This is a genomic window from Pseudomonas sp. R151218B TE3479 (assembly GCF_053629195.1).
The window spans coordinates 3888218-3907203 of record NZ_JBRJHV010000001.1 but is presented as its reverse complement, the minus strand read 5'-3'; the positions used below and the strand labels follow the sequence as shown (position 1 = coordinate 3907203).

The 18986-nt window shown below is 65.5% G+C and carries 3 protein-coding genes; 1 reads left to right on the top strand and 2 read right to left on the bottom strand.

Annotated features, from left to right (window positions below; all coding sequences use genetic code 11):
* Positions 1–135: 135 nt before the first annotated feature.
* Together AB7M32_RS17095 and AB7M32_RS17090 are read right to left on the bottom strand one after the other, a co-directional pair.
* Positions 136–1506: an MFS transporter gene (locus AB7M32_RS17095; protein WP_454250669.1), complete on the bottom strand. Its 1371-nt coding sequence runs from the start codon at positions 1504–1506 to the stop codon at positions 136–138.
* The gene (locus tag AB7M32_RS17090; protein ID WP_072412266.1) at positions 1503–2507 is read right to left on the bottom strand and encodes a cupin-like domain-containing protein; all 1005 of its coding nucleotides are present in this window, start codon (positions 2505–2507) and stop codon (positions 1503–1505) included. The genes AB7M32_RS17095 and AB7M32_RS17090 overlap by 4 nt, the downstream gene beginning before the upstream one ends.
* 361 nt (positions 2508–2868) lie before the next feature.
* On the opposite strand from AB7M32_RS17090, the gene AB7M32_RS17085 reads away from it, so the two are divergent.
* Complete coding sequence (locus AB7M32_RS17085; protein ID WP_454250668.1) at positions 2869–18984, top strand: amino acid adenylation domain-containing protein; 16116 nt, start codon at positions 2869–2871, stop codon at positions 18982–18984.
* The last annotated feature ends 2 nt before the right edge of the window (positions 18985–18986 follow it).

The following is an 18986-nucleotide window of genomic DNA, read 5'->3' as shown; positions in this document are numbered from 1 at the left end:
TTGTCGATTCCGCTGGCGATGCCAGATAGTCCTGTCCGCCGGGTGAGAGGGGCGTAGCAGGAGAGCCTGCCAAGGTTGACCCACCGGGCTTGGCCTGTCTGTCACGGGAATCAGGTACACCGGGGCCGACCGGCATTACAGGGGCTCGGCCTGGGGGTTTTCGATCATCCGCGTGGCCGCCACCGGCGCCGGGGGCTCATCCAGTCGACGCATCGGCCCATACAGCAAGACGCTCAATGGCAGGAACGCGAACAACCCGCCGGCCACCACGAACAGCAACCCCACGCCACGCCCAGGCCCTACGCCCAGCCAGCGTCCGATCGAGTCGGCATAAAGCCCGCCGGGCATCAGCGCTGGCTGAAACCAATGGTCCACCAGGAAACCGCCGACGATCACCGCCAGGCTGGTGGTGGCGATGGTCAACATACTGATCAACGCAAACACACTGGCACGGCTGCCGGCGGGGATCCTGCGCATCCACAGCGAGTTCACGCTGGCGTCGGCGATGCTCGCCATGGTGATTGCGACAAAGGCCAGTGCGCAGTAGGCGAAGGGCTGCGAGACCAGCCCCAAGGCGACGACACAGCCCGCCAACAACAGATCGGCCACCGCCACCAGCGCCATCAACCGACGTGGATTGCCCATCGAGATCAGCAGCCCCGCGCCCGCCAGTCCACCCAGGGCCGCCCAGGTGTAGGCCATGCCCAAGGCCTGACTGCCCAGGGTCGACAGTAGCAACGGCGTCATCATCAGGGTGGCCAGTGACAGCAGCGCCGTGCGCATCATGGTGTAGACCAGCAGGCCGGCCATCAGCCGCTCGGCGACAAAGAACTTCAGCGCCGCGGCGACATTTCCCAGCGCCCCGCCAAACACCGTGCCTTTGGGCCCGCCGTCCTGACGACCCGGCGCCCCTCGCACATGGGAGAACGCCTTGATCACCAGCAAGGTGCCGGAGCAGAAGGTCATCAGGTCCACCGCCAGGATCGTCACCAACCCGGCACTGGCCATGATCGCCCCCGCCAACAACGGTGCCACCAGGGCCGACGCGTTCTTGCTGATACTGATCAACCCCGAGGCCCGGGTGAACTTGTCGGGGGCGACAATCGTATTGACGGCGGCCTGATAGGCCGGTTTGCGAAAGGCGCCGACAATCGACGCCAGGCAATTGAAAATGTACAGGTGCAATGGCTCCAGGCGTTCGAACCAGAGCAGCGCCATGACCCCAAGGAGCAGCACCGCCAGGGTCACATCGCAACAGACAATGATCACCCGATGGCTGATCCGATCGGCCAGCCCACCCGCCAAGGGCAAGAACAACACCGCAGGCAATGTCGCCGCCAGTACCACGTTGGCGAAGGCCACCGCCGAACCGGTATGGTTGTACACCCAGACCCCCAGGGCGAATTCCATCAACGCCGTACCCACCACTGCCAGCGACTCGCCGCACCAGAGGAAATAGAAACCGCGCCCCAGGTCAAAACCCCGGCGGCCGCTCCCCACGCTCATGGGCGCACATCGCGAGGCGTGACCACACCGATCAACTTGTCCAGCAGCCGATAGGCCAGAGAGTAAAGCACCGCGCCAAGTATCAACGGCGCAAAACGGGAAAACAGATAGGTCCGCAACACCCGCCTGGCGATGGGCGAGCTGATGTTGCCGCTGACATGCAAGGGCGTCGGGAATGTCGCCGCGACGGTTGCGCCGAATTCATCGTCCATCGATTGCACGGCGTGCCACCAGTAGACCGGGATGTACAGCGCATCCCCCGGTTCCACCACCGTACGCAGTGCCCGCAACGCTCGAGTGCCAGGGAAACGCCCGGTGTCGATGTCGTACAGGTAGCCCGCCTCCTCGATCACCGGGCGCAAGGCCCGCCAGCTGGCTTCGTCCGGCGGTAACAGCAACACTTCCTTGGCACCGACAACTTGGGCCATGAACGTTTCGTCGACGACATGGAAGTGCCAATCGGTGTAGGAGTTGCGGTACAGGAAACTGCGATGGGGCGGGTAGTGTCGGGACTTGCCCAACTGCGGCATGAAAGGCAACCCACCGACATCCTCCTTCATCGGCTCGATGGCCGAGCCTTCGGAGAACCGGCAGCTATCGGCCACCAACGGTGAATCACCCACGTTCAGGTCGTCGAGAAACTGGTGGAACGGCATCTCCCGATAGACCGTGTTGGCATACTCGGTCAGCTCGGCCTTGACCTTTGGGTTGGACCAACCGATGACCTCGGAAACGATCTGCGAGCGCACCACCACCGCACTGTTGCGCGAATGCGCCTTGAGGTAGTCCAGGCGTTGCCATTTCTGGAAAGCCGGCCAATGCCGTACCGCATTCTTGACCAGGCAGGGACGGTTGCGATTGACGTAGCGGCGGGTGAATTCCTCTTTGGAAATCGCCAGCGCATCGATCACGTCGACCGCGCCTGCCTGTGGGTGATTGGGAAAGCGGGACAAGCTCCAGAACTTCGTCGCTGGGCGGTCCGATTCGGCGGTTAATGGCATGTTCGACCCTCGCAAGCACACTCAGGGCCGTTGGTATAACAGACTCGCGCGACCACGCCCAAGCGCCGCAAAGCCACGTTCCGCGCCGTTGTCCCTGCTTCCCATGACAGACATCCCAAGGCGGATGCTCTAATTTTTTCACACTTTGTGAAGGGATATCAGGCGCAGCCGAACGGCAAGACGGGACCCTCGACGGCTCGCAACGCAGCCCTCGCCACCCCGTCGCACCCAGCGCTTTGCACCGCCCCCGATGTCCTTCTCCACGGCTATTGATTCCGCCGACTGGCAGTCGTCCAGGCCTTCACCACTGCCATTCGAACGGAGACAAACCTCAATCGATTCTGCAAGCAGGTGCTCCGAAATGGATTCGTCGACCGATATGTTGCCTACCCAAGACTCCGCGTCCCACGAGCTGGCCTCCGTCCAGCAGGGCATCTGGCTGGATCAGCTCGCACACCCGGACCTGCCCTACTACAACATCGGCATGTCCCTGGAGATCAAGGGCCAGATCGACATTGCATTGTTCGAGAAAGCCATCGAGCTGGTAGCCAACCGGCACGACACCCTGCGCCTGAGCTTCAGTCATGAGGGCGGCACCGGCCGCCAGCGCGTGCTGCCCGAGGTCAAGGTAAACATGGAGGTAGTGGAGTTCTCCGAGGCCGACGCCGAGGCCGGCCTGGCCATGGACTATCTGCGCAACGCCTTTCGCCAGCCCTTTGAATCATTGACGGGCCGGCTCTGGGAGGCACGCATGGTCCGCTGCGGCCCGAACCGCCATTACTGGCTCGCCCGCTACCACCACCTGGTCACCGACGGCATTGGCGTGGCCCTGATCGGCCATGCCGTGGGGACGGCCTACAATGCGCTGCTGGCCGGCAACGATGAAGTCGCCCAAGGGCACTCCTACCTGTCGTTCCTGGAAGATGACCGGGCCTACCTGGCCTCGTCCCGCTATGAGCGCGACCGCCAGTTCTGGCAGGAAACCTACGCACAGATGCCGCCGTCGCTGCTGCAGCGCCGCGCCGATTTCAAGACAGGCCAGGCCAATGAGCTGGCCCCCAGTGCCCAGGTCCAGGCGATGCTGCCCCGGGCGCTGTACAACGCGTTGACGCAATTTTCCAGCGAACGCGGCCTGTCGGTCGCCCATGTGCTGATCAGCGTGGTCGCCACCTATTTCTGCCGCACCGTGGGCGTCGATGAAATCGTCATCGGCATGCCCGTGCATAACCGCACCACTGCCCGGGCGAAAGAAACCGCAGGCATGTTTTCCTCGGTCAGTCCGATCCGCCTGCCCGTCGACTTCGACGCCTCGCTGCTGGACCTGATGCACGCTGCTGGCGGGCAACTGCGCCGCTGCTACCGCCATCAGCGCTTCCCCATCGCCGAGCTCAACCGCACCCTGCGCCTGGCGCAGACCGGGCGCCGACAGCTGTTCGACGTATCACTGTCGTTCGAAAGCCTGGACGGCGACGATCAGTTCGGCGGCACCTCGTCCACGGTCATCACCATGGACAACGGCTACGAGCAGACGCCCATGGCGATCTTCGTGCGCGACTATCATCCGTTCGAAGACGTCCACCTGGATTTCAACTTCAACACCGCCTACTTCAGCCTGGAAGAGGCCCGGCACCTGCAACAACGCATCGTCTCGATGCTCGAGGCGGTGCTGGAGCAGCATGCAACGCCCGTGGGGCAGTACCCGCTCATGAGCCACGTCGAGCGGCAACATGTGCAAGTCGAATTCAACGCCACGGCCCGCGACTATCCGCAAGATGTGTTGATCCATCAATTGTTCGAACAGCAAGCCCGGCAGCGTCCGCACGCCTGTGCCGTGCGCGGCGATACCGGGCCGTTGCTCAGTTATGAACAACTCAACCGCCAGGCCAATCGGTTGGCCCATCGTCTGATCGAGCTGGGCGTGGAACCGGATGACCGAGTGGCCGTGAGCCTGAGACGGGGACCGGACATGGTCGTCGCCCTGCTGGGGGTTCTCAAGGCTGGGGCGGCCTATGTGCCCATCGACCCGGACCTGCCGAATGCACGCCAGGCATTCATGCTCGATGACAGCAGCCCGCGGGCCATACTGACCAGCCAGGCGTTGCAAGGCCTGCTGCCAGCGTCGAGTGCCCCGCTGCTGGCCCTCGATGATCACGCCCAACTGGCCGCTCACCCCGAACACAACCCGGACCCGCAAGTCCTCGGCCTGAGCCCCACTCACCTGGCCTACGTGCTCTACACTTCCGGCTCCACCGGCACCCCCAAGGGGGTGATGAATGAACACCTCGGCGTGGTCAACCGTCTGCTGTGGGCCCGGGATGAATACGGCGTCGATGCCACCGACCGCGTGTTGCAAAAGACTCCGTTCGGTTTCGATGTGTCGGTCTGGGAATTCTTCCTGCCGCTGCTGGCCGGTGCCGAACTGGTCATGGCGCGCCCGGGCGGCCATCAGGAACCGGACTACCTGGCCCGGCTGATGCGCCAGGCCAGCGTCACGATGTTGCACTTCGTGCCGTCGATGCTCGACCTGTTTCTCGAACACCATGACGGGCAGGCCTTCCCTGACCTGCGACGCGTGTTGTGCAGCGGCGAAGCCCTGCCCCGTAGCTTGCAACGGCGTTTCGAACGGCAATTACCAGAGATCGAGCTGCATAACCTCTATGGCCCGACCGAGGCGGCCATCGACGTGACGGCCTGGCGGTGCCGCGCCAGTGACCCTGGCGAGAGCGTGCCCATCGGCCGGCCGATCGCCAATATCCAGATGTACGTACTCGATGGCCGTGGCGCACCACAACCGCTGGGTGTCGCCGGGGAAATCCACATTGGTGGTATCGGCGTGGCCAGGGGTTACCTGAACCAACCGCAATTGAGCACCGAGCGCTTTATCGCCGACCCGTTCAGCACCGAGCCCAACGCACGCCTGTACAAGACCGGCGACCTCGGCCGCTGGCTCGCCAACGGCGCCCTGGAGTACTTGGGCCGCAACGACTTCCAAGTGAAGATCCGCGGTTTGCGCATCGAAATCGGTGAAGTCGAAGCGGCCCTGGCGTTGTGCCCGGGTGTTCGTGAAGTGGTGGTCATTGCCCGGGAAGACCACCCCGGACAGTCGGAAAGCAAGCGCCTGGTCGCCTATCTCTGCGGCGAGCCGATCCCGGCCGAACAACTGCGCAGCACCCTGCTCAAACACCTGCCTGAGTACATGGTGCCCAGCGCCTTCGTCCATCTCGATGCCCTGCCCCTGACCGCCAACGGCAAGCTCGACCGCCGCGCCCTGTCGGCCCCCGGCCTGGAAGCCCTGGCCAGCAAAACCTACGAGGCGCCCCAGGGCACCACTGAAATCGCCCTTGCCGAGATCTGGAAAGACCTGCTGCAGCTGGATCAGGTCGGCCGTCACGACGGCTTCCTCGAACTCGGTGGCCATTCCCTGCTGACCGTGCAGTTGCAGGCCCGCCTGCACCAGGACCTTGGCGTCGAGATCGACCTGCGCACCCTCTTCGCCCAGACCTCGTTGAGCGAACTGGCCCAACGGGTGGAACAGGCCGGTCACTCCCACGTCCAGCCCATCGACGTGGTGTCCCGCGAGCAGGCGATGCCGCTGTCCCTGGCCCAGCAACGCCTGTGGTTCCTCGATCAACTGGACCACGCCGCCAGCGTCGCCTATCACATGCCCGCCGCGCTGCACCTGCGCGGCAGCCTGGATCGCAACGCCTTGCAACGCGCCCTGGACCGCATCGTCGCCCGTCACGAAAGCCTGCGCACCACCTTCGAACGCCGTGACGGCGAGGTCCGCCAGCGCTTCGCTGCCGCCGACAGCGGCTTCGCCTTGCAGGAACACGACCTGCAAACCCTGGACGCCGAGGCCCGGCAAACCGCCGTCACCCAACTCACCCAGGCCGAAGCCCGGGACGCCTTCGACCTGAGCCAGGGACCGCTGATTCGCGGCCGCCTGCTGCGCCTGGCCGAGGACGAACACATCCTGCTGGTGACCCAGCACCACATCGTCTCCGACGGTTGGTCGGTGGCGGTGTTGATCGGCGAGTTCAACGCGCTCTACGCCGCGTTCAGCCAGGGCCTTGACGATCCGCTGCCGCCCCTGGCCCTGCAATACGCCGACTACGCCAACTGGCAACAGCAGCACCTGCAAGGTGAACGCCTGCACGCCCAGGTCGGTTTCTGGAAAGCCCACCTGGACGGCGCCCCGGCGCTGCTGGAACTGCCCAGCGACCACCCGCGCCCCCAGGTGCAAAGCTACCAAGGCGCCGCACTGGCCCTGCAACTGCCCGCGCCGCTGAGCAGCCGCTTGCGCCGTTTCAGCCAGCAACAGGGCCTGACCCCGTTCATGACCCTGCTCGGCGCCTGGTCGATCCTGCTCTCGCGCCTGAGCAACCAGCCGCAGGTGGTGATCGGCACACCGGTCGCCAACCGTCCACGCCGGGAAACCGAGGCGTTGATCGGTTTCTTCGTCAACACCCTGGCCCTGCGCATCGACGTCCAGGCCCACAGCCGCGTCGACCAGTTGCTGGAACAGATCAAGGCCACCACCCTCGACGCCTACAGCCACCAGGACCTGCCATTCGAACAGGTCGTCGAAGCCCTGCAACCGGAGCGCAGCCTCGGCCACAGCCCGCTGTTCCAGGCCATGCTGGTGCTGGGTAACACCCCGCGCGACCAGGCCTTGGAATTGCCTGGCCTGAGCCTGGCCCCACTGCCGCAGCCCACCGGCACCACGCAGTTCGACGTGAGCCTGTCCCTCAATGATGACGGCGACTGCATCAGTGGCCAGTTCGAGTACGCCACCGACCTGTTCGACGAAAGCACCATCGCCCGTTGGGGCCAGCACTTGCTGCACCTGCTCGACGCCCTGCTCGACGATGCGACGCAGCCGTTGGCGACCCTGCCGTTGCTGGACAATGCGCAGCGCCGGCAACTGCTCGGCGGTTTCAACCAGACCTACGCCCCCTTTCCCGAGGGCAGGCTGGTGCATGAGTGGTTCGAACAGCATGCGCAGGCCCAGCCACAGGCCATCGCGGTCCAGGCCGAGGGCACCCGACTCAGCTACGCCGAACTCAATGCCCGGGCCAACCGTATCGCCCACTGCTTGATCGCCGCCGGCCTGCGCCCGGATGAGCGTGTGGCGCTGCTGGTGGAACGCAGCCCCGAGATGATCATTGGCATCCTGGCCATCCTCAAGGCCGGCGGTGCCTATGTACCGCTGGACCCGAATTATCCGCAGGATCGCTTGCAGCACATGCTCAGCGACAGCTCGCCTCGGGTCCTGCTCAGCCAGGGTCTGCTGGTTGAACAACTGCCGCCATTGCAGATTACGCAACTGTTGCTGGACGACACGAGCGAAGGCGATGACCACAACCCACGGGTCGAAGGCTTGACCTCCCGGCACCTGGCTTACGTCATGTACACCTCCGGCTCCACAGGCAAACCGAAAGGGGTGATGCTCGAGCACCGCTCGGTATGCAACCAGATCGGTGCCTTGCAAGAGCGCTATGGCCTCAACCCTCGTGATCGCATCCTGCAATTCGCCACCATGACGTTCGACATGTCGGTGGAAGAGATTTTTGGTGCATTGCTCAGCGGTGCCACCCTGGTACTGCGCAGCGATGCCTGGATTGCCGGCACCGCTGCCTTCGCCACGCTGTGCGAACGACATGGGATCACCGTCGCGAACCTGCCAACGGTGTTCTGGCAACAGGTCAGCCGTGACCAACATGTGCCGCTGCCGACCTCGTTGCGCCAATTCATGATCGGTGGCGAAGCGGTGGGCAAACAGGCCGTGAGCCAATGGTTCGCCCGCGCCGGCCATCGCCCGGCGCTGTTCAACGCCTACGGCCCGACCGAGGCCACCGTGAATGCCTCGATCCGCCTGATGGAAAGCGACCACGACGATTTCCGCTCCATCGGCACACCGGTGCGCAACACCCAGCTGCATGTCCTCGATGCCAACGGTAACCTCGTCCCGCTTGGGGTCGCCGGCGAGATCCACATCGGCGGCGTCGGTGTCGCTCGCGGTTACCTCAATCGCCAGGCGTTGACGGCCGAGCGCTTCATCGCCGACCCGTTCAGCACTGACCCGGACGCGCGCCTGTACAAGACCGGCGACCTCGGTCGCTGGCTGCCTGACGGCACCCTGCAGTACCTGGGACGCAACGACGACCAAGTGAAAATCCGTGGTTTCCGCGTAGAACTGGGCGAGATCGAAGCCGTCCTCGCGGGCTGTGCCGGTGTACGTGAAGCAGTGGTAGTGGCCCAGGAAAGCCAACCGGGCCAATCGGACAGCAAGCGGTTGATCGCTTACCTGTGCGGTGAACCGGTGCCGGTGGAGCACTTGCGCAGCGTCTTGCTGGCGGCCCTGCCCGAATACATGGTGCCCAGCGCCTTCGTCCAACTCGAGGCCCTGCCACTGACGCCCAACGGCAAGCTCGACCGCCGCGCCCTACCCGCACCGGGCCAGGAAGCGTTCGCCAGCCGAGCCTACGAGGCCCCACGGGGCGAGATCGAACAGATCGTCGCGACGGTCTGGCAAGACCTGCTGGGTATCGAGAAAGTCGGCCGGCATGACCGGTTCTTCGAGCTTGGCGGGCATTCACTGCTGGCCGTGAGCCTGATCGATCGCCTGCGCCAGCATGGCCTGAGCGCCACGGTACGCACCGTGTTCACCGCACCCAGTCTGCGGGAAATGGCCCAGGCCCTGATTCGTAGCGATGAAACCTTGTTCCTGGCCCCGGCCAACCGCATCCCGGCCGATTGCACGGCGCTGACGCCAGACATGTTGCCCCTGGTGGAACTGACCCCGGCGCAGTTGGAACGAATCGTCAGCGCCGTACCTGGCGGGGCCGCGAACATCCAGGACATCTACCCCCTGGCCCCCTTGCAACAGGGCATCCTGTTCCATCATCTGCTGGGGCATGAAGGCGACGCCTATCTGGTGCGCTCGATGATCGAGTTCGACGACCGCCAGCGCCTCGACGCCTTCATCGCCGCCCTGCAACAGGTGATCGACCGCCACGACATCCTGCGCAGCGCCGTGCATTGGGTCGGACAGCCGCAAGCGGTCCAAGTGGTGCAGCGCCAGGCCGGGCTGCCGATCCACCCCATCACCCTGGCGGCCGATGAGGATCCACGCGTCCAACTGGAGCGCTTGAGCGATCCGCGCCACCTGCGCCTGGATTTGCAACAGGCCCCCTTGATGCGCGCCTGCATCGCCCAGGACCCGCAGTCCGAACGCTGGTGGCTGGCCTTGCTGGACCACCACATGATCAGCGACCACGTGTCCCTGGGCATCGTCCTCGAAGAAATCCAGCTGTTGATGCAGGGCCAGGGCGCCAATCTGCCGACGCCCATGCCTTATCGGGAGTTTGTCGCCCAGGTACTCGCCACGCCGCCCCAGGCCCATGAAGCCTATTTCACCCAACGCCTGGCCAGCATCGAGGAGCCCACCGCACCGTTCGGTGTGCTGGATGTCCAGGGCGATGGTGCCCAGGTGGTGGAGACCAGCGTGCGCCTCGACCGGGCCCTGAACCTGCGGATCCGCACTCAATCGCGCCTGGCCGGGGTGACGCCGGCCGTGCTGTTTCATATTGCCTGGGCCCAGGTACTCGCGCGCTGCACCGGCCGCGACGACGTGGTGTTCGGCAGCGTGGTCGCCGGACGCCTGCAAGGTTCACTGGGCGCCGATCGAGCCCTTGGGGTGTTCATCAATACCTTGCCAGTACGGGTGCAACTGGCCGGGTTCAGCGCCAGTGCGCTGGTGGACGAAACCTATCGCGACCTCAGCGAACTGCTCGCCCACGAACAGGCCTCCCTGGCCCTGGCCCAACGTTGCAGCGGTGTTGGCGCGGGCCTGCCGCTGTTCACCACGCTGCTCAACTACCGCCACCAGACCGACGGCGGCTCGCTGGCCAACGAAGACCAGGTCCTGGCCTGGGACGGCGTGCGGTTCCTGAGCAACGAAGCGCGCACCAACTACCCGATCGAAGTGGCCGTGGCGGATGAAGGGGACGACTTCTCCGTGACCGCCCAATCCATCACCGGCATCGACCCGCAACGCATCGCCGCCTACCTTGCCCAAGCCGTGGCCGCGCTGGTCGAAGCCCTTGAACAGGCTCCCGAACGCCTCGCCAGCGATCTGGACGTGCTCCCCGACACCGAGCGGCAATTGCTGCTGGCGGACTTCAACCACACCGCCACGGATTTCGGCACGGTGCAACCGATCCAGCACCTGTTCGAGGCCCAGGTCCAGGCCAATCCCGACGCCGTGGCCCTGGTCTGCGAACAGCAACAACTGACCTACCGCCAGCTCAACCGTCGCGCCAACCACCTGGCTCGGCAGTTGCTCGAACTGGGCGTCAAACCCGATCAGCGCGTGGCGATCTGTGCCGAACGCAGCCTGGACATGATCGTCGGCCTGCTCGGCGTGCTCAAGGCCGGCGCGGCTTATGTCCCCATCGACCCGGCCCACCCCGCCGAGCGCATGGCGTTCATGCTCCAGGACAGTCAGCCTCAGGCTTTGCTGACCCAAGCGGCCCTTACCCTGCCGTCCGGCGAGCTACCGCTGTTGTTGCTCGACACGAGCGATTCGCTGCGATCTGCGAATGACGCGACTTTTGATGCCAACCCGCAAGTGCCTGGCCTGACGCCCGAACACCTGGCCTATGTGATCTATACCTCCGGCTCCACCGGCCAGTCCAAGGGCGTGATGGTCGAGCACCGTTCGGTGTTCAACTTCTGGCAGGTGCTGACCCGCACCACCCACCAGCATTGCCCAACCCCAGCCACCGTGGCCCTGAATGCCGGGTTCTTCTTCGACATGTCGATCAAGGGCATCTCCCAGCTGTTCTCCGGCCACCGGCTGGTGATCATCCCGCAACTGATCCGCGCCAGCGGCCATGAACTGCTGGACTTCCTCGAACAGCACCAAGTGCACGCCTTCGACTCGACGCCGTCGCAGCTCGACACCCTGCTCGCCGCCGGCCTGCTGGAACGCCAAAGCTACCAGCCGGTGAGCGTGCTGCTCGGCGGCGAGGCCATCAACGCCGCGACCTGGGAGAAACTGCGCAACTGCCCGAGCATCCGTTTCTACAACATGTACGGCCCGACCGAATGCACGGTGGACGCCACCATCGACCTGATCCGTGACCTGGGCGAGCGTCCGAGCATTGGCCGGCCGATTGCCAACGTCCAGGTCCACGTGCTTGACACCCACGGCCAACCGGCGCCGCTGGGCGTGGCCGGTGAGCTGCACATCGGCGGCGCCGGCGTGGCTCGAGGTTACCTGAACCGGCCGGAGCTGAGCGCCGAGCGCTTTATTGCCGACCCGTTCAGCACCGAACCGAACGCACGCCTGTACAAGACCGGCGACCTCGGTCGCTGGCTGGCCGACGGTACGCTGGAATACCTGGGGCGCAATGACTTCCAGGTGAAGATTCGTGGGTTCCGCATTGAGTTGGGGGAAATCGAAAACGTCTTGCTCGGCTGTGCCGGTATCACCGATGCCGTCGTGATTGCCCGGGAGGACAATCGCTTGGTGGCGTACCTGTGCGGCGAACCGGCCAACGCCGAACAACTGCGCAGCACCTTGCTCAAGCACCTGCCCGAATACATGGTGCCCAGCGCCTTCGTCCATCTCGATGCCCTGCCCCTGACCGCCAACGGCAAACTCGACCGCCGCGCCTTGCCGGCCCCCGGCCTGGAAGCCCTGGCCAGCAAAACCTACGAGGCGCCCCAGGGCACCACGGAAATCGCCCTTGCCGAAATATGGAAAGACCTGCTGCAACTGGATCAGGTCGGTCGTCACGACGGCTTCCTCGAACTCGGTGGCCATTCCCTGCTGACCGTGCAGTTGCAGGCCCGCCTGCACCAGGACCTCGGCGTCGAAATCGACCTGCGCACCCTCTTCGCCCAGACCTCGTTGAGCGAACTGGCCCAGCGGGTGGAACAGGCCGGGCACTCCCGCGTCCAGCCCATCGACGTGGTGTCCCGCGAGCAGGCGTTGCCGCTGTCCCTGGCCCAGCAACGCCTGTGGTTCCTCGATCAACTGGACCACGCCGCCAGCGTCGCCTACCACATGCCCGCCGCCCTGCACCTGCGCGGCAGCCTGGATCGCAACGCCTTGCAACGCGCCCTGGACCGCATCGTCGCCCGTCACGAAAGCCTGCGCACCACCTTCGAACGCCGTGACGGCGAGGTCCGCCAACGCTTCGCCGCCGCCGACAGCGGCTTCGCCTTGCAGGAACACGACCTGCAAGCCCTGGACGCCGATGCCCGGCAAACCGCCGTAGCGCAACTCACCCAGGCCGAAGCCCGGGACGCCTTCGACCTGAGCCAGGGGCCGCTGATTCGCGGCCGCCTGCTGCGCCTGGCCGAAGACGAACACATCCTGCTGGTGACCCAGCACCACATCGTCTCCGACGGTTGGTCGGTGGCGGTGTTGATCGGCGAGTTCAACGCGCTCTACGCCGCGTTCAGCCAGGGCCTTGCCGATCCGCTGCCACCCCTGGCCCTGCAGTACGCCGACTACGCCAACTGGCAACAGCAGCACCTGCAAGGTGAACGTCTGCATGCCCAGGTCGGTTTCTGGAAAGCGCACCTGGACGGCGCCCCGGCGCTGCTGGAACTGCCCAGCGACCACCCGCGTCCTCAGGTGCAAAGCTACCAAGGCGCCGCGCTGGCCCTGCAACTGCCCGCGCCGCTGAGCAGCCGCTTGCGCCGTTTCAGCCAGCAACAGGGCCTGACCCCGTTCATGACCCTGCTCGGCGCCTGGTCGATCCTGCTCTCGCGCCTGAGCAACCAGCCGCAGGTGGTGATCGGCACACCGGTCGCCAACCGTCCACGCCGGGAAACCGAGGCGTTGATCGGCTTCTTCGTCAACACCCTGGCCCTGCGCATCGACGTCCAGGCCCACAGCCGCGTCGACCAGTTGCTGGAACAGATCAAGGCCACCACCCTCGACGCCTACAGCCACCAGGACCTGCCATTCGAACAAGTCGTCGAAGCCCTGCAACCGGAGCGCAGCCTCGGCCACAGCCCGCTGTTCCAGGCCATGCTGGTGCTGGGTAACACCCCTCGCGACCAGGCCTTGGAATTGCCTGGCCTGAGCCTGGCCCCACTGCCGCAGCCCACCGGCACCACGCAGTTCGACGTGAGCCTGTCCCTCAATGATGACGGCGACTGCATCAGTGGCCAGTTCGAGTACGCCACCGACCTGTTCGACGAAAGCACCATCGCCCGTTGGGGCCAGCACTTGCTGCACCTGCTCGACGCCCTGCTCGACGATGCCACGCAGCCGTTGGCGACCCTGCCGTTGCTGGACAATGCGCAGCGCCGGCAACTGTTGGAAACCTTCAACCCGGCCAGTGCGGCCCTGGACGAAAGCCCGAGCCGCTTCCCTCACATCGTGTTCGAGGCCCAGGCGCGCCTCACCCCGGACGCCGTGGCGCTGGTCTGCGCCGGGGAGACCCTGAGCTATGCCGAACTCAACGCCCAGGCCAACCGCGTCGCCCACGGTTTGATCGCACTGGGTGTGCAGCCCGACGACACCGTCGGCCTGTGCGCGCGCCGCAGCCCGCACATGCTGATCGGCCTGCTGGGTATCCTGAAAGCCGGCGCGGCCTATGTACCGCTCGACCCGCAGTACCCGGCGCAACGGCTGGCCCACATGCTGACCGACAGCAAGCCGCGGGCCCTGGTCCACCAACCTGGCCTGGACGAGTTACCGCTGCCACAAGGCCTGGCGACGCTGGAACTGGGCAGCGCGTCCCTGGCCCAGGCCCCGACCCACAACCCTCAGGTGAAGGGACTGGGTTTCAGCCACCTGGCCTACGTGATCTACACCTCTGGCTCCACCGGTTTGCCCAAAGGCGTGATGGTCGAACATCGCGGCCTGCGCAACCTGCTGGACTGGTACCTCGAGGACCTGGCGTTCCACGCCGGCGACGCAGTGCTGCTGGCGTCCTCCTACAACTTCGACCTGACCCAGAAGAACATCCTCGCACCGCTGATGGTCGGGGCCTCGCTGCACCTGGCCGCCGAACCCTTCAACCCCGGCGCCATCGTCGCCCAGGTCGCCGAGGCCGGGATTACCCACCTCAATATGTCGCCCAGCGCTTTCCACGCACTGGTGGACGCCGACCACGGGCAAGCAGCCCTGGCCTGCCTGAAACGGGTGGTCCTGGGGGGCGAGCCGATCCAGGTCGCCATGCTGGAAAAACTCGCCCAGCCACGGCCGACGGTGATCAACAGCTACGGGCCGACCGAGTGCAGCGACGTGGTCGCCTGGTACACCGCCGACAGCGACCTTGAGACCTACCGGCACCAGTCGATCCCCATTGGCCGGCCGATCCGCAACCTGCAACTGCACGTGCTGGACGCCCACGGGCAACTGTTGCCGGTGGGCGTGCCCGGCGAGATCCATATCGGTGGTATCGGTGTGGCCCGCGGTTACCTCAACCTGCCGCAACTCAGCGCCGAACGCTTCATCGCCGACCCGTTCTACGGCAAGGCCGACGCGCGCCTGTACAAGACCGGCGACCTCGGCCGCTGGCTGCCTGACGGCACCTTGCAGTACCTGGGGCGCAATGACGATCAGGTGAAGATCCGTGGCCTGCGGGTCGAACTGGGGGAAATCGAAGCCGCCCTCGCCGCACTGGCGGGTGTGCGCGAAGCCGCCGTCATCGCTCGTGAGCACTCGTCCGGCCAGCGTCTGGTTGCCTACCTGTGTGGCGAACCGGCCGCCGCCGGGCAATTGCGCACCGAACTGCTCAAGCGCCTGCCCGAGCATATGGTGCCCAGCGCCTTCGTCGCGCTCGACACCTTGCCGCTCACGCCCAATGGCAAGCTCGACCGCCGCGCCCTGCCCGAACCGGACCAGGACGCCTACGCCAGCCGGGCCTTCGAGGCGCCCCAGGGACGCATCGAACTGATCATTGCCGGAATCTGGCAAGCCTTGCTGGGTGTCGAGCGCATCGGCCGTCATGACGGCTTCTTCGAGCTGGGCGGCCATTCGCTGATGGCGGTCAGCCTGATCGAACGCCTACGCGAACAAGGCTTGCACGCGGATGTCCGGGCGATCTTCAGCAGCACGTCCCTGGCCGAACTCGCCCAAGCCCTGACGAACGCCCCTCAACCGGCGTTCCAGGCACCGGCCAACCGCATCCCGCCCGCGTGCACGGCCCTGACCCCGGACATGTTGCCGCTGGTGGAGCTGACTGCGGACCAACTCGAACGTATCGTCGGCGCCGTACCTGGCGGTGCCGCGAACATCCAGGACATCTACCCTCTGGCACCGCTGCAACAGGGCATCCTGTTCCATCACCTGCTGGGGCACGAAGGCGACGCTTACCTGGTGCGCTCGATGCTGCAGTTCGACAACCGCCAGCGTCTCGATGCCTTCACTGCCGCCTTGCAGCAGGTGATCGATCGCCACGACATCCTGCGCACCTGCGTACATTGGGACGGTTTGCCTCAACCGGTGCAGGTCGTACAGCGCCAGGCGCGCTTGCCGGTGCACAGTGTTTCCCTCGACGGTAACAAGGACCCGCTCAGCCAGCTCGAAGCCCTGAGCGATCCACGGCAACTGCGACTGGACCTGCGCCAGGCGCCGCTGATGCGTGCCTGCATCGCCCAGGATCCGCATTCCGAGCGCTGGATGCTGGCGCTGCTCAACCACCACATGGCCAGCGACCACGTGACCTTGGAAATCGTTCTGGAAGAAATCCACGCGATCCTCCATGACCAAGGCGAACGCCTGGCGGCACCGCAACCCTATCGTGACTTCATTGCCCAGGCCCAGGCCGTCCCCGCCGACGTCCACGAAGCCTATTTCAGCCGCCGCCTGGCCGATGTGGATGCACCCACCGCGCCCTTCGATCTGCTGGAGGTACAAGGCGACGGCCGTCACATCGAGGAAGCCAGTGTGACGTTGAGCGTCGAGCTCAACCTGCGTCTGCGGGCCCAGGCCCGGGAGCGGGGCATCACCCCGGCGACGCTGTTCCATGTCGCCTGGGCACAGGTGCTGGCCCGCTGCACTGGCCGCGACGATGTGGTGTTCGGGACCGTGGTCGCCGGTCGCCTGCAAGGCTCGGCCGGGGCCGAACGGGCCTTGGGCGTGTTCATCAACACGCTGCCAGTGCGCGTGCCACTGACCGCCGGTGCCCACGAACAGGTACTGGCCACTCACCGCGACCTGGTCGAACTGCTGACTCACGAACAGGCCTCCCTGGCCCTGGCGCAACGTTGCAGTGGCGTGCCCAGTGCCTTGCCGCTGTTCACCACCTTGCTCAACTATCGGCACCAACGCGACGACAGCCAGCTGCAATGGCCCGGCATGCGCATCCTGGACAGCGCCGAGCGAACCAATTACCCGCTGACCCTGTCGGTCAACGACTACGGCGACTCCCTGGGCCTGACCGTGCAAAGCGTGCAAGCAGTGGACCCGCAGCGCATCTGTGCCCTGATGCAACGGGCGCTGGAGCAACTGGCCCAGGCCTTGATGTACACGCCTCGGATCCCACTCTCGCAGCTGGACGTGCTGCCTGCCCAGGAGCGCACCCTGCTGCTGGAAACCTTTAACCAGACCGAGGTGGACTACCCGACTGGCCTGTGCATTCAACAGTTGTTCGAAGAACAGGTTCGCCGCACGCCAAACGCTTGTGCATCGCTCGACGGCCGCCAATCCCTCAGTTATGCCGAGCTCAATGCCCAGGCCAACGGCCTCGCCCGACAGTTGATCGCGGCTGGAGTCTTGCCGGGGGATCTGGTGGCCATCTGCGTCGAACGCGGCGTAGCGATGATCAGTGGCCTGTTGGGCATTCTGAAGGCCGGGGGCGCCTACGTACCGCTGGACCCGACCTACCCCGCCGAGCGCCTGGCCTCGATTATCGAAGACGCCAGGCCGCGCCTGTTGCTGGCCGACCCGGTCGGTCGGGCGGCCGTAGGTACATTGCAGGAAGGCACTCGCTACCTGGCCATCGAGCGGGCGCTGGCGACCCCGTCGAACAGCCGCGATCCTCAACCCGATAACGTCGGCCTGACACCCGAGCACCTGGCCTATGTGATCTACACCTCCGGCTCCACCGGCAAGCCCAAGGGCGTGATGATCGAGCACCGCAACCTGGTGACCTCGACGCTGGCCCGGGGCACGGTGTATGGACCGGCGACCGGCAAGCGCTTCCTGCTCTTGTCGTCGATTGCCTTCGACAGTTCCGTGGCCGGGATCTTCGGCACGCTGGTCAGTGGCGGCACCTTGTGCATCCCGGATGCCGAAACCGCCCGCGACCCCGAGGCCATCGCCCGCTTCATTGGCGAACAGGCCGTCACCTCGCTGCTGTGTGTGCCGTCCCTGGGCCGCCTGGTGCTGGCAAGCCTTGCCAGCGGCAACGGGCATGGCAGCTTGCAAGAGATGATCGTCGCCGGCGAAGCCTGTCCCGCGCAGTTGGTGCAGGCATGTACCGGGCTGGAACCGGCGATCGCTTTGTACAACGAGTACGGCCCCACCGAGGCCACCGTCTGGACCACCGTGCATCGCTGCACCGACGCGGACCTGGGCACGGTGCCCATCGGGCGGGCGATTCCCAACAGCCGCCTGTACGTGCTCGATGAACAGCGCCAGCCGGTACCGCTCGGCGTGCCGGGCGAACTCTACGTGGGCGGCGCGGGGGTTGCCCGCGGCTACCTGGACCGGGCGGCACTGAACGCCGAACACTTCCTCAGCGACCCGTTCGCCCCGGGCGACGAGCCACGGATGTACCGCACCGGCGACCTGGTGCGCCTGCGCGCCGATGGGGTGGTCGAATTCCTCGGGCGTAACGACCAGCAGGTCAAGATCCGCGGTTTCCGTATCGAGCCCGGTGAAATCGAGGCGCTGATGCTGACCCTGCCGGGGGTCCGCGAGGCCGCGGTCATCGCTCGCGAAGACATCCCGGGGGCGACGCGCCTGGTGGCTTACCTGAGCGTCGAGCCGCACCTGGCTGGCCGTAATGCCAGCAGCACGCTACGGCCTTACCTGACTTCGCAGTTGCCGGACTACATGGTCCCGGCGGCGTTCGTGGTGGTCGAGCGGTTGCCGTTGAGCCCCAATGGCAAGCTGGACCGGCGTGCCCTGCCCGCGCCCGGCAATGAAGACTTTGCCCGCCGCCAATACGAAGCGCCCAACGGTGAAACCGAGACGCTGCTGGCACAGCTCTGGGCCGACTTGCTGGGTCTGGAACGCATCGGTCGGCACGACGACTTCTTCGAACTCGGCGGTCACTCGCTGCTGGCGGTGCAAGTCACGCTCCGGGCGCGGGAAATCTTCGGCGTCGAGGTGCCGCTCAGGGGGGTGTTCGAACACCCCTCGCTGCTGGCCCTGGCCGACCTGATCAACACCCTGCAACTGGCGCAGTACGAGTCGGATGAATTGCTCGACCTGCAACAACAAATGGCTTCGCTGTCTGAAAGCGAACTGCTCGCTATCGTCTCCAAGGATGCTTAATA